12 protein-coding genes are annotated in these 13,039 nt (G+C 42.7%); all 12 read right to left on the bottom strand.

Annotated elements, in window-relative coordinates:
• Nucleotides 1-70 precede the first annotated feature (70 nt).
• The 12 genes from JNUCC31_RS21840 to JNUCC31_RS21785 all read right to left on the bottom strand — a co-directional run bounded on the left by JNUCC31_RS21840 (nucleotide 71) and on the right by JNUCC31_RS21785 (nucleotide 13,036).
• Entirely contained in the window at nucleotides 71-589 is a 519-nt protein-coding gene (locus JNUCC31_RS21840; protein ID WP_192264707.1) for a hypothetical protein, read from the bottom strand.
• Nucleotides 590-677: 88 nt separating this feature from the next.
• Nucleotides 678-1,259, bottom strand: a complete 582-nt coding sequence (locus JNUCC31_RS21835; protein WP_192264705.1) for a VanZ family protein — start codon at nucleotides 1,257-1,259, stop codon at nucleotides 678-680.
• A 46-nt stretch (nucleotides 1,260-1,305) separates the two neighbouring features.
• Complete coding sequence (locus JNUCC31_RS21830; RefSeq protein ID WP_192264703.1) at nucleotides 1,306-2,223, bottom strand: LCP family glycopolymer transferase; 918 nt, start codon at nucleotides 2,221-2,223, stop codon at nucleotides 1,306-1,308.
• Between the two features lie 41 nt (nucleotides 2,224-2,264).
• Nucleotides 2,265-3,596: a UDP-glucose dehydrogenase family protein gene (locus JNUCC31_RS21825; protein ID WP_192264701.1), complete on the bottom strand. Its 1,332-nt coding sequence runs from the start codon at nucleotides 3,594-3,596 to the stop codon at nucleotides 2,265-2,267.
• Nucleotides 3,593-4,981, bottom strand: a complete 1,389-nt coding sequence (locus tag JNUCC31_RS21820) for a sugar phosphate nucleotidyltransferase (protein ID WP_192264700.1) — start codon at nucleotides 4,979-4,981, stop codon at nucleotides 3,593-3,595. Before JNUCC31_RS21820 ends, JNUCC31_RS21825 begins: the two co-directional genes overlap by 4 nt.
• Nucleotides 4,982-5,028: 47 nt before the next feature.
• Nucleotides 5,029-6,027 carry a polysaccharide pyruvyl transferase family protein gene (locus JNUCC31_RS21815; protein ID WP_192264699.1) on the bottom strand — a complete coding sequence of 333 codons (999 nt, stop codon included), beginning with the start codon at nucleotides 6,025-6,027 and terminating at the stop codon, nucleotides 5,029-5,031.
• Nucleotides 5,993-7,372: a lipopolysaccharide biosynthesis protein gene (locus JNUCC31_RS21810; protein ID WP_323374338.1), complete on the bottom strand. Its 1,380-nt coding sequence runs from the start codon at nucleotides 7,370-7,372 to the stop codon at nucleotides 5,993-5,995. Before JNUCC31_RS21810 ends, JNUCC31_RS21815 begins: the two co-directional genes overlap by 35 nt.
• 5 nt (nucleotides 7,373-7,377) lie before the next feature.
• Complete coding sequence (locus tag JNUCC31_RS21805; protein ID WP_192264697.1) at nucleotides 7,378-8,274, bottom strand: glycosyltransferase; 897 nt, start codon at nucleotides 8,272-8,274, stop codon at nucleotides 7,378-7,380.
• Nucleotides 8,275-8,301: 27 nt separating this feature from the next.
• On the bottom strand, nucleotides 8,302-9,447 hold the full coding sequence (locus tag JNUCC31_RS21800; RefSeq protein WP_192264696.1) for a glycosyltransferase family 4 protein: 1,146 nt from the start codon (nucleotides 9,445-9,447) through the stop codon (nucleotides 8,302-8,304).
• 37 nt (nucleotides 9,448-9,484) lie between these two features.
• Nucleotides 9,485-10,567, bottom strand: coding sequence for a glycosyltransferase family 4 protein (locus JNUCC31_RS21795; RefSeq protein ID WP_192264695.1), 1,083 nt, complete (start codon nucleotides 10,565-10,567; stop codon nucleotides 9,485-9,487).
• 1 nt (nucleotide 10,568) lies between these two features.
• A complete protein-coding gene (locus JNUCC31_RS21790) occupies nucleotides 10,569-11,732 on the bottom strand; it encodes a glycosyltransferase (RefSeq protein WP_192264694.1) in 1,164 nt (387 codons plus the stop codon).
• Nucleotides 11,729-13,036 (bottom strand): O-antigen ligase family protein, encoded by a 1,308-nt coding sequence (locus tag JNUCC31_RS21785; protein WP_192264692.1) that lies wholly within the window; start codon nucleotides 13,034-13,036, stop codon nucleotides 11,729-11,731. Before JNUCC31_RS21785 ends, JNUCC31_RS21790 begins: the two co-directional genes overlap by 4 nt.
• Nucleotides 13,037-13,039 lie beyond the last annotated feature (3 nt).

The raw sequence follows: 13,039 nt of genomic DNA, 5'->3' as shown, positions 1-13,039 counted from the left end.
CTCGCATTCATAGAGCTCCTTTTCGTCCAAATGATACAAATCGGTTCATTGTATGGGTTATTATCATTTTTCATGTCTGGTCACTGCTTTCATGCTGGTTGTCTCCATTCTTCGGATAATACCAAAGCAATGTCCAATCCTCCCCATCCTGCACAACGTAACAGGTCTGCACAATTTTAAATTGCCCGAAGGTTCCTGTATATTGCTGTGTAATTCCAATACGATACGCCTCCGGGAATGGCTCCACACCATCCATTACAGTTACGTCAAACTCCCGCTCGGGCTTTTCCATCTCAAACTCAAAGGTTTCCACCCCAAAGTGCTGCATGAAAATATGTGCTCTGGACTGTAAATAGACGCTTTTGGGAAACCGTTCCTTCATTAAGGGATGAAAAAGTTCCCACGAACTGCCGAAATCTCCCGTCTGCTCATATTTGTAAAATTCTTCGACAATTGCAGCAGCTTCGTCTGGTGCATCCGCACGAAACAAATAGGGAATCGTTCTGCCTATAAGCCACAACAGCAGTAACACAAGAGCTATAAATCCGACTTTTTTGAGCAGCGCATTCCTGTTCCTTCTTCGCAGCAAGTCCAGCCCCCCCTTGTCCTACTCCCATACTTATGATGGATAGCAAACAAGTAGAAGCTGGAATCGACGAGCAGCATTTCCTGGGAAATCACTTTCTTTTGCCTGGAGAATACCTTGATGATCTGATTGTCCTGCGAATCGTCTGAAGTCCCATTACTATGGCAATTCCTCCGCATCCGCCAAGCAGATCTACACCGACATCCCGAATCGAACTGGTCCGATTCGGGCTAAACTGCTGAATATATTCATCCACAGACGCAATCACGGCCACCACTGCCAAACCTGCAAAGATACATGTCATCAACCGCATCTTCCTGTATCGCAAGCCACCATAAACCAACCCTGCCAGCACTGCATATATAAATAAATGGGCACTCTTGCGAAATATAAATTCGGCAAAATCATAAGGTCTTTGTCTTAGCGAATACTCATGCTCGCCATAGGTGAATTGAACATCTGGTAATGCGGATCCGATGTTCACTTTTTGAGCCCACTTATGCAGCAAAGGCTGGATGGTCTGCTGCTGATACGACTGTGTCGAAAAAGACCAGATTACCAGTACCCAGATTACAACCAGCAGCATTGAAAGGATATACACATACGTTCGTTGACTGCTTTTATGTTTATGTCTTCTTTTCCCGAAGTCCTCCTCCATAAGCAATGTCTTCACCACTTTCTTTCTTGGAACATTTACGATTTTCTTTATTTCTTATCTTTTATTTCTTCAAATGATCTTCCAGTATTCCGTGAATGCGATCCCTTTCCTGCTGATCGACAATATAATAATATATCCCATTGATTTTTTCGCCTTTACCCTGAATCTCTACTGTATCGACATTCTCCAGATCACTGCGATAATCAAGAATAAGTTCCTTCATTTCATCAAAAGTAACATCCGTTCTGACATGAGTACCCAGTTCATCAAGCATATTTTGAATGTGAAGTACACTGGAAAATTGCATCGTATTCTTAAGTACCTGCTTCAAAACCTCACGCTGTCGATCATTACGACCCAAATCTCCTTTCGGGTCATCATAGCGCATTCTTGAAAAGCCGAGCGCAGCAACACCATCCAGATGAATATTCCCCTGATCATAACGCTGTCCCTCATAATCAAAGGCAAAAGGATTATTTACATCTACGCCTCCGACCAGGTCAATGATTTTGGCAAAGCCCTCCATATCCACTTTCATATAATAATGAATAGGAACTCCCAAAAATTTCTCGACGGTATTGACCGACATATCCACGCCTCCGAAGGCATAAGCGTGATTGATCTTATCTTCTGTATTGTGTCCGACAATTTCGGTTCGTGTGTCCCTTGGAATATTAAACATGAGCACTTGTTTTTTCTCTGGATTCACACTTAGCACAATCATTGTGTCCGAGCGCCCCGCATCATTTGGACGCTCATCCACGCCAAGTATGAGTGCATTAAAAGGCTCTTTACTATGGATATCCACTGGAAGCCCACCTCTACTCTCCGTGACGGAGACAGGCTTCACAGGATTTCGAGGCTCATAAATTTGGTCAGCAGTTGATTTAACGGATTGGTAGAGATATATGGCATAACCAAACACAACAATCACAAAAAGGGAAACAATCCACGTTGTAATTTTAATCCACTTTTTCATGGGATCTTCCTCACTTACATTCAAGATGATAACTGGTTTGATTAAATGATTGCTGCCGTTTTCCCCTCAAGCTTCTTCAAACCCGGACGACCAACAGAATAATATTGAAGATTAGATGTTTGAATCTGTTCCGCACTGTACAAATTACGACCATCAATCATAATGGGATCCTTCATGACTTCGGCCAATTCTGCCAAATCAATATGAGCAAATTCCTTCCATTCAGTCAACACACACAGGGCATCTGCACCTTCAGCAGCGTGGAGTGGATTCTCTTCCCACGAGATGGAGGCTACATCTACCTCTTTACGGAAATTCGCAGTTGCAATGGGGTCATAAGCCTTTATCACCGCTCCTGCGTTGCTTAAATGCTGAATAATATCGATCGCTGGAGCATCTCGCACGTCATCTGTATCCGGTTTAAAGGCTAATCCCCAGACTGCAATTGTTTTTCCTTTTAACGACCCCAGCGCCTCTTCCAGTTTGTGAATGACATGGAAACGCTGATCCTGGTTTACCTGTACAACAGATTTTAATAGTCTGAAATCATAATCGACCATGCCTGCGATTTGAATTAGTGCCTGTGTATCTTTTGGAAAGCATGAACCTCCATATCCAATGCCTGCCTTTAAAAAGGAAGCTCCAATACGCTTATCGTAGCCCATGCCTTCGGCTACTCGTGTAACGTCGGCCCCTACTTTTTCACATATATTCGAGATTTCATTGATAAATGATATTTTGGTTGCTAGAAATGCATTGGAAGCATATTTAATCATTTCGGCTGATCGAATATCCGTAATGACCAGATTCTCCGTCAATGGCCGATGAAGTTTCTTTAGTATTTTAATCGCACGATCACTATTTGTTCCAATGACAATCCGGTCAGGATTCAACGTATCTTTGACCGCTGTTCCTTCCCGCAGGAACTCGGGAACAGAAGCTACATCAAAAGGCTGGGATGACATACTGCTGATCAGCTCGCGGACACGATCATTGGTGCCTACAGGTACAGTGCTCTTGGTTACTACAATTTTATAGCTCTCAATGTGACTTCCAATCTCAACAGCCACCTGCTCTACATAGCTCAGGTTGGCTTCGCCGCTCGGAAGTGAGGGTGTACCTACAGCAATAAAGATAATATCGGACTGGTTAATGGCCTCAGCGATATTGGAAGTGAACGACAGTTTTCCCGCTTGCATGTTGGAAGCCATCAGCTCTTTGAGTCCAGGCTCATAGATGGGAACATGACCTTCATTGAGCATTTCAACTTTGGCTTGATTGTTGTCCACACAGATGACCTGATTGCCGATTTCCGAGAAGCATACTCCCGATACAAGACCTACGTACCCTGTTCCAATCACCGCAATATTCATCTTGTTTTCCCCCAATTCACACAATTTTGGATAATATCTGTCCATTCCATCTCAATTCGCACGATATCCTCTTCTACCAGCTCGCTGCCCATCTGTACTTCGATAATTTCGAGTTCCGTTACGGCTTTCACACTGTGTTTACTGCCTGCCGAAATGGAAATGATCTCCCCCTGATTCAGCAGTCTCAGCTCACCATCCAGAATCAACTCGCCTTGTCCCGAAACGACTGTCCATACTTCATTTCGTTTGAGATGGTATTGATAAGAGAAATTCTTGTTCGCTCCAATAATAATGCGTTTGGTTAATACCTCTTCTCCTTTGGCATTACGTGTATAATCAAGCACCTTGTAACAACCCCAGCGGCGTTCTTCATACATGGGGCGTTGATTGCTATCCTTAAGAACCTCTTTAATCTGGGGACTTGCCTCTTTCTCACTGACCAGAATTCCATCCGGACTTGTAGCCACGATCAGATTGGATACGCCCAGCACACACACCGGGATGTTCAATTCATTGATCAGATGTGTGTTTACCGAACTGTTCGTCACTACACCTCTGCCTACAATATGGGTGCTCATCTCATCCGTCAGCGTATTCCATGTACCAAGGTCTTTCCAATACCCCTCATAAGGTGTAACCACAATATGACTGGCTTTCTCCACGACCTGGTAGTCAAAGCTGATTTTCTGTAATCTTCCATATTGTTTGAGCATCTCCTCATACTGAATTGGCAGCTCAAGGGAAATCAGCAGATTAATCAGATAATTCAGCTTGAATGCAAAAACCCCGCAATTCCAAAGGGCAGATTGTTCGATCATTTCTGCCGCTTCAGCTTCACAGGGTTTCTCTTGAAAACGTGACACTTTGGCGTATTGTATATGTTCTTCAGTTTCATGTTGATCTGGAATAATATAACCATATTTCTCTGAAGGATAAGTGGGTTTCACCCCGATTAATGCCAAATCAGCACCAGACTCATCCAATACATCTTCAAGCTCTGTAACTTTATAAAAAAAGGATTCCTCCACATATGGATCAACAGGAAGTACAGCCACCGTTTCGTTCAGACTTACACCCTGTACCGAGTACAGATAAACCGCCGCCAAGGCGATCGCAGGAAAGGTATCTCTGCGTTCCGGCTCAACGACAAGATCAACCTCATCGCCCAGTTGACTCCGTAAAATCTCCACCTGCGGCTTACTCGTTGCAATTGTGGCTTGTTCGCTTAGCCCCGTATGCTGCAGTTGCCTCCATACCCGCTGCACCATGGATTCCGTCTGCCCTTCAGGGCCCTCCAATACTTTCAGGAATTGCTTCGATCTCGTATCGTTGGATAAGGGCCATAATCTCTTGCCTGATCCACCGGAGAGAAGTACGATTCTCATAGTCATCACTCCACTCTCTATATTTTACACACATTGAGCCCGGATTTTTATACTGTTGCGGTTGTTTCCATATACTTAGGCGCAGGTGGAGAGCTAGCTTTTGAGGAGGAATCCATGTTTGCCGTGTTCACTTCATGAGTCCATATCCGATAATATCCCGAATTCTTTCCATAAGAGTTATCGATCAGCACATTGGGTTTTGCCATTAGGCAAGACAGGATATGCCCATGTAGTCTGGAAGAATGAATCATGCGATAGTCAGCGAAACAACGAATTGCCTTGTTTACCAAATAATCACTATATTTCATCCATAAAAATTGCGAAATGGCTCTTGTCGAAGGCTTTTTTAGTCCTTTACTGATGTAATAGATCAGTTTCTTTTCATATCTGTTATATAATGTTGGCCAATCCAGATAGTCCCCTGGCTGCTCTGTTGAAATCAAAGATTGTTGAGAGATCTTTTCGATATCTGTCCTAAAAAAATTCAACTTTTCTTTGCGAGGGGAATGTTTCACTTGAATTGGCCATAATTGATGTGCCATATCAGGAATTAAGTTAACCTTACAGTTAGAGAAATTCTCAGAAGCGAGTTGATACGATGTTTCATCTCTAACATATATGTGGAGATCTGAGTGTTGATTAAAAATAGCGGCGGTTCTTCGGAGAGCGGATTGATCCTTGTAAAATATCGTCTGAGGAAGAATCACAATTTTATGATTCGGATAATGCTGAACAATATTTTCTCTCAATTTTTGATGTGCTTCGTATAAATCACCAAAGTTCCCACCACCATGTAGTACAATAATTTGATCTCGTGGTATTTCAATCTGATCATTAAAATCATGAACACTATATCTACGGGTTACGTGAATATGACAGTCTTTAAAAAAGGTCTCTGTTCCTTTCATAATAAGGAGATCACCACAATTACTATGAACAGGGTAATCAATATAATAAATTTTGGAATGGGGAGGTATGACCTCCAGAATGGATTCAAGCCGTTTCTTCAACTCATCCATGGGATGAATCTTTTGCACGTTTGACATCTTTTCCGGCTCCTTTGAGTAAATTTTTCTCTCTCAATCTTTCCTTTAAGAAAGTAATATCTTCCTTGTTGTACAGCATCTTATGCATGGGCATTTTGAAAATAATGGATACTGATGCCAGAGACATCAAAATGCGAACAAAGGAACCCAACAATAATGCTAACCCTATTCCGTATAGACCCAGGAGCGGAGTGAGCACAAAAAATAATGTAATGGTCACAGCCAATGCCACAATCTGCCGAAGTACGATTACACCCGGTCTGCCTAGCGCATTGAATGCAGAGGCCAAGATCCATGATCCTCCGCCAACAATGCATTCCAGAGATAACAAATAAAATACACCGCTGGCCTCCAGAAATTCGGGTCCGAATAATAATCCAATAAAAAAACGACCAATCAACATACTAGGTATGATGATGATCGTCATAAGAACCATACTGATTCGGAAGGCTCTGCCTACAAGGGTCAAAACCTTCTGCTGTTCCATGCCTGCGACCTTCGGGAAGATTACATTGGTTATCGCAGTCTGAACCACGTTAAACATTCGGGAAAGGGCAAAAACAACCGAATACAGCCCAAAATCTTTGGGTGTAAGCAAAGCCAAAATAATGATTTTATCGAACTGGTTATACAAAGTACCAAGCAATTCTACACCGTATACTCGAATGCCATAACTGAATAAGTGAATACAGGTTCTGAACTGACCAGCCAATTTGCTTACCGAACTGAATATTTGCTGACGCATGGCATACATGTAACATACTAATACTAGTACATTGGCTGCAAAACTGACTATGATCGCTCTTTCCACCGTCAATATCCCTGTTACCCATAGCACTACCAGACCTAAAAGATTAAATAAGGGAGCAAACAGCCTCGATAAATTATAAATATGAAATTTATCTGTTCCTTGAGCGGCGGCTGCAAGCACTCCCATAAACAGCATGACAGGAACCATGGATACCGTATACCAGCGCGCAATGGAAATGACAGCTTCCGAGTATCCGGTCAGCCAGGAAGAGATACCAAACCAACTTACCACTCCAGCTATTAAGCTGATAGGAATTTGAACCGCAAAACTCATGCTGATGTAGGTTGGTAATTGATTTCTGTTCTTTTTGACATTGTAGATTAACGAGGTTGGAAGACCTAGTGCAGCTAGACCAGATATAAAGGCTGGCCAGAACAGTACAGCCGCAAGTTCCCCTTTACCTGTTGCCCCAAACATGCGGGCTGTGATAATAGACGTGAGAGTCGTTACAGCCATAATGAGAATATTGGCAAAACTGGTCATGAGAATGGTCTGTACCATACTGCGCTGTCTTGGATTTTTGGCAATGGCCATATTCATCAGGTGTTCAATCCTCTGCCATTCCGGAAAGATCCGACAATCGTCCCGTTACGATAAGATATCTTGGCCATTTCACTCATTACCTTTTGCACATTATTGAATGAGATCAATATTAAAAACGCCGCTTGAACAATTCTTACCGTATGCTTGAATATTCCCCATCCGCTCTTCTTATAACGTGTTGCATCACTAATGCCTTGCCAATAAACTCTTCGTAGCAACCATCGTTTAGTCAGCCTACTTTTTGCTATTTTGTGCTCTACAATAGCGTATGGACTGTAAAAAACTTTATATTCTAAGCGAACCCGACCGATTAGTTCACTTTCTTCACTCGACATTAAATTACTACCGACACGTCCTAAATCTTCTCTAAACGGTTTAATCTGCTGAAAAATACTCATTCTGAATGCTACGTTAGCTCCAAAAGGAATAGATGGCGCCTGCATTTCAACAACCTCGTCAGAAAAATCCATTAACGTGTACAAACTAACGATATCCTGTGGGATCCAATCAGGTTTCCCACCCTCCCAAATGGGATTTATTTTCCCACCAACACATCCAATCCGGGGATCCATATCAAATATTTTAACGACTTCTTTAATCCAGTTAGGACACGCTAATGCGTCGTCATCCAGGAATAAAATAAATTCCCCTTTTGCTTCCTTGATTGCTCTATTTCTAGCATAAGATAACCCTAGTTGCGGCTCGAAAATATAGCGAACATGCTCTGGCAAGTTGAGTGAGTCGAATAATTCTTTGGTGTTATCTGTTGAATGATTATCAATGACCAGAATTTCGTAATCTGTACCACCCGTATCCCCATTCAAAACACTTTCAACAGCCTGCATCGTGTCTACTGCTCTGTTGTGTGTACAAATGGATACTGAAGCCTTCATGATCTCACCCCAATTACATTTTTTAATTTAGGCTAATTGCTTCAACAGCTTCCCACGATGCGACCATAGACAATGATTGGTAACCCACTCATACCCGTTATTCCCCATTGTTCTGGCCAGTCCCTCGTCGGTAATCAATTCTTCAATCCGATTCGCAATTTCCTTCTCATCCATTGGATCTACGAGATAACCGGTTATTTCGTCCTTTACCGCATCAGGTATGCCGCCACTATTCCCCGCAATCACAGGCAATCTGTAGTAGTTGGCTTCAAGGAATACAATTCCGAAACCTTCAACATCACCTTTCTCTTTGATATCACGGCTAGGCATAATGAACAAATCAGAACATTCATATAACTGATGCAGCTCATGGTCAGTCGTCCGCCCTGTGAAAACAACTACAGAATCCAACCCGTACTGTCTCACCAGACGTTCCAACTGTTCTTTATGGGGGCCATCTCCGCAAATTACATATTTAAGATCTGGAACCCGCTCAATCACCTGGCTCATAGCTTTAAGTGTAACGTCATGCCCTTTGCGCTCAACCAGACGAGAGACGGTTATCATTACTTTTTTGCCATGCAGATCATACTTATCCCGAATATCTTCATTGAACTCAGAACCGCCGTTTAGTTTGCTTACGTTTAATCCTGGTGGAATAATGACAATCTGTTGTTCCGAAATGCCCAGGTCCACCAGCTTGGACTTGGTATATTGACTATTGGAAATCACCTTGTCGGACCGCTTCAAAATGAATAACAGGAGTGGAAATAGCCTGCTGTTCACCATCCCCATCACATCGAGTCCATGAACATAAGGAAAGTATTTCACCCCGAAAAAAAACTTCATCAACGGGCCTGCGATACCTACCGGGAATATGTTAACAAAATGTATTTCGTCGGTCTTTTTGCGCCATTTCAGATGAATAAGTTGAATGATCAGAATTAGCTGCGAGAGGATGAGCAGAAGTTTATTGGAATCCCAAAAAATACGTTTTCGAATAATCTCGAAATCGGTCTTCTGGTCGAATTGTTCAGATTCGGCAACATTCTTTATTTTATTCGTTAGAACCGTAGTCTCTTCTGCCGGAATCTGAGATATAAGTCCATAAGCATAATCATGAATCCCTCCTTTTTCAGGCGGGAAATCAATAGCAACAAATACTTTATTCATAGGTCTTATCTCCCTTAAAAGACAACATAAAGCCTTCTTACACCGTACTCATAATAACGTTGACCGTATCCTTGGCACATTTGTTCCAGGAGAAAAAAGCCGAATGTTCTCTGCCCTGAATGGACAATTTCTGACCAAGCTCCGGATCAGACATGATCTCGACTAGGCGTGAAGCAGCTTCTTGCGGGTGATGAGGATCAAAGTAAAGTCCAGCATCCCCACATACTTCCGGAATGGACCCTCGAGAAGATACAATTACCGGACAACCGAGCGCCATCGCCTCCAGCGGCGGCAATCCAAATCCTTCATACAATGACGGGAAAATGAAGCCAGCCGCATGTTCATACAGTGCTTTTAACTCTTCGTCCGTCACATAACCCACCCAATTTACCCCATCCGATTCGTTCAATGCATGATTGCTGAATACCTTGCTATTTTTCGATCCAACAATAACCACACTCAAATTTTGCGCCTTCACCTCAGGCAAAATTTCCAAAATCAACTTGAAGTTCTTGTACGGATTCATGGTGCTGACTGCAAGGACATATGGTGATTGAATTCCGTATTTCTCCAGTGTCCCTTGAGCTGCCTGCCTGTGATGAATATGATCAATACCCAAATGAGTGACGGTTACCTTTTGCGCGGCAATTTTGCAGTGTTGGATCAGTTCTCCTTTGGAGAAATTGGATACCGTGATCACCCTTTTGGATATTTTCCCCAACCTAACGGTTAAAAACTGATACCATGAACGGAAAGCAAAAGAAAAGGCCTTCGGATAACTGAATACGGATGCATCGTGAATCGTAACGACCTGATTTCGCTTAAACGCCGGGCCTGTGTTACAAAGATTAATCAGCAACCCTTTTCTTGCGTAGAGCGGAAGTTCAAGCTGCTCCCACAGATGCCCCTTGAATCTGCCGATCACTTGGTGACGGATATGCTTTAATTCAAGTTTGGTAATAACATTGGCGGGGGAAAGCAGACAAAACTCATATCTTGTTCCATCTACCTCTCCCTCCTCAATGAGTTTGTCTATTTCCTTTATAAGCTCAATTGCATACCGCTGTACCCCAGTAACGGTCTGAGTCAGGAAGCGGGCATTAATATATATTCTAATCATGTCATTCTCCATTTCTCTTTGAAATTTCCAGGCGTGAAGCCGGATGAACCTCATGGAAGGTAACGCCCATATCCCTCGCTTCATAATAGAGACTAACGAACTCTTCATTCATTCGATCAGAGCTAAACTTCTCTTTGTAAATACCATGACCAACTTCTCCCATGGCAGCCAGGGTCATTTTATCTAGATTCATTAGAATCTCTCTCAGCTCTTCGGGTCGTTCAAGATCAAAGATGTACCCATTCATGCCATGTGAGACTAACTCTGGCAAAGAGGCTCGATTGCTTGCGATCACTGGCTTGCGGTTCTTCATGGCTTCCAGAGCTACAAGAGGTAAGCCTTCCCACCTGGACGGCATGATTATCGCATCACATTGCTCGTAATAGTGATCAATTTCCGCATTGTTCACCCATCCCAGCCGAACTACATTTTCAGGAAAATTCCACTCATTCTTCTCCAGTACGCTATCACCGATGACATATAGCCGGATTAACTGCTGAAGCTCAGGATATTTACCGAATACATCCAGAAGGAGATCCAGTCCTTTCTGCCGATCATATCTGCCAACGAATAAGAGCTGAATGACATTTGTCTTCTCCATATCCTCACGAATAACGGGCGAAGAATGCTCTGGTCGCTGGTCATTTTTACGATCCCGCAGACCACTGTACACAAACCTTGATTTGGCAGGAGACATCCCTAATTGAACGGACTGTTCCAGCTCATACTTTGAAATATTGATGATAAAATCCGTTTTGAACTCCAATATTTTTTCGATCATGAAATAGGCCTTTCTGTGCAATGGTTTGGTATCCATTAAAAAGGACCACCCGTGGGAGCAATAAAACACGCTCGCTTTTCTAGGCGTAATAAAAAATAAGCCCCTTGCGAGCATACCCGCAAATGAGCTATGAACATGAATAATATCCGGTTGAATCCGTTGTATGGCTTGGTGAATCTGCCTCATGGCTGAAAAAAAGTGTTTGGGGTGGCGCTTGTACTTGTAACGAAAAATGCGATCTGACTCCAAATCGAAATCAGAAGCTGAATTATAGTCACTCATCAGTAAATAAACATCAAAAATATGACGCTGGTAGGCGACGAGTTCATTTAAGTAGGTCGCTACACCACCAACAACATACTCTCCTATATGCAAAACCTTCATTTAAGCTCACCCGCTTTGTAAGGTATATCGTCTGCTTCGCGATACTGATAAAGAGCCATTCCCATGACCATCCAGAAGAAAACGTTGGCAGGAAACAACTCAAGTACATTCGTTGTTAAACTCGCTGCTGCCACTCCTGCTCCAAGAGAAAGTGCTACCTGGGGCAGACGCAAACCATTCGAGTCCGGTAAAGTATTCATTCGCTTCACAAGCGAGACGACAATCCACATAAATAAAATGGAAAAGTACACGAGTCCGATCCAACCTGTCTGTTCGTATAAGGAAAAGTACTGATTGTCTACCGCAAAATTACTGGAATTCAAACCCATCATATGTGTTCTCCGGCTTGCAGCCCCTACCGACCCAATGCCATTGCCAATGACTCCGTTCATCGTGAACGGAGAAGTGAGACTGCTTCCCCATGTCTGTAATCGATCCAATAAGGAAGAACTGGAAAGGAGATTTTTGGATTGCAGCATTCTGCCCCCGAAAAATACAGCTGCCGGGAGCAACATAAATGTAATTGCCAGGATCAGTGTGTTTTTCTTGCTATATTTACGAACATGAAGAAAGAACATAATCACTTGATATACGAACCATAGTAATAATGCCGATCGAATGGTCGACAATAACAAAAAGCTGATCGTCAGCAGTTGGATAGCTATGCGAAAAATTCGATGGTTCACTGCCGCTTTGGTTCGTTCAGCAATGATCCCTGTCATAAGCAGAGCATACGCATAGCCATCAGGTGAATACGTAATGGAAGACAAACGTGGTACACCCTCAAGATAATTTTTGATGTTTACTCCGTATACAAACCCCATCGTGATCAGCTTTTCTATACCCAGGGCATATTGAATTAACCATCCTGCAATCAGCATTATAAAAATAATCAGATTGGTTCTAGCAAATGCATAGATTCCACCATATTGCGCCATAAGCATGCCTGCAAATAACATTACCAAAGGTAAAAACGTAATTTTGATGCCATAGATCAAAGTGACCACGCTGGAACCCATGAGTACGTTCAGTGCTCCCAGGACTATAATGGAGGTCAATATAAACAGGAACGGGTTTAAGAAAGCTATCTGCTGACGATATACTCTAGTAAGTGCGAATAAGGAAATCAGCACCATGCCTACATCTTTCAACGAGCGAATCACAATATTATCTACATATATGGATATCAAACCGTAGATGGATAGATAGATGAGTAAAAAGTGAATGGACACCGTAAATAGGGAAGACGGAGATTCGGATCTCACCTGGACATACGGATGAGATTTGGCATCCAAAGAAGTCATGTA

Source organism: Paenibacillus sp. JNUCC-31 (genome assembly GCF_014844075.1).
GTDB lineage: Bacteria > Bacillota > Bacilli > Paenibacillales > Paenibacillaceae > Paenibacillus.
Note: the sequence above shows the minus strand (reverse complement) of the source record. Positions and strands in the feature narration are given on the sequence as shown.

What these genes read in the sequence shown, in the direction of transcription:
- JNUCC31_RS21785 (WP_192264692.1), bottom strand. Translation starts at nt 13,036, where the DNA reads ATGACTTCTTTGGATGCCAAATCTCATCCGTATGTCCAGGTGAGATCC.
- JNUCC31_RS21815 (WP_192264699.1), bottom strand. Translation starts at nt 6,027, where the DNA reads ATGTCAAACGTGCAAAAGATTCATCCCATGGATGAGTTGAAGAAACGG.
- JNUCC31_RS21825 (WP_192264701.1), bottom strand. Translation starts at nt 3,596, where the DNA reads ATGAATATTGCGGTGATTGGAACAGGGTACGTAGGTCTTGTATCGGGA.
- JNUCC31_RS21790 (WP_192264694.1), bottom strand. Translation starts at nt 11,732, where the DNA reads ATGAAGGTTTTGCATATAGGAGAGTATGTTGTTGGTGGTGTAGCGACC.
- JNUCC31_RS21805 (WP_192264697.1), bottom strand. Translation starts at nt 8,274, where the DNA reads ATGAAGGCTTCAGTATCCATTTGTACACACAACAGAGCAGTAGACACG.
- JNUCC31_RS21800 (WP_192264696.1), bottom strand. Translation starts at nt 9,447, where the DNA reads ATGAATAAAGTATTTGTTGCTATTGATTTCCCGCCTGAAAAAGGAGGG.
- JNUCC31_RS21795 (WP_192264695.1), bottom strand. Translation starts at nt 10,567, where the DNA reads ATGATTAGAATATATATTAATGCCCGCTTCCTGACTCAGACCGTTACT.
- JNUCC31_RS21830 (WP_192264703.1), bottom strand. Translation starts at nt 2,223, where the DNA reads ATGAAAAAGTGGATTAAAATTACAACGTGGATTGTTTCCCTTTTTGTG.
- JNUCC31_RS21810 (WP_323374338.1), bottom strand. Translation starts at nt 7,372, where the DNA reads ATGGCCATTGCCAAAAATCCAAGACAGCGCAGTATGGTACAGACCATT.
- JNUCC31_RS21820 (WP_192264700.1), bottom strand. Translation starts at nt 4,981, where the DNA reads ATGAGAATCGTACTTCTCTCCGGTGGATCAGGCAAGAGATTATGGCCC.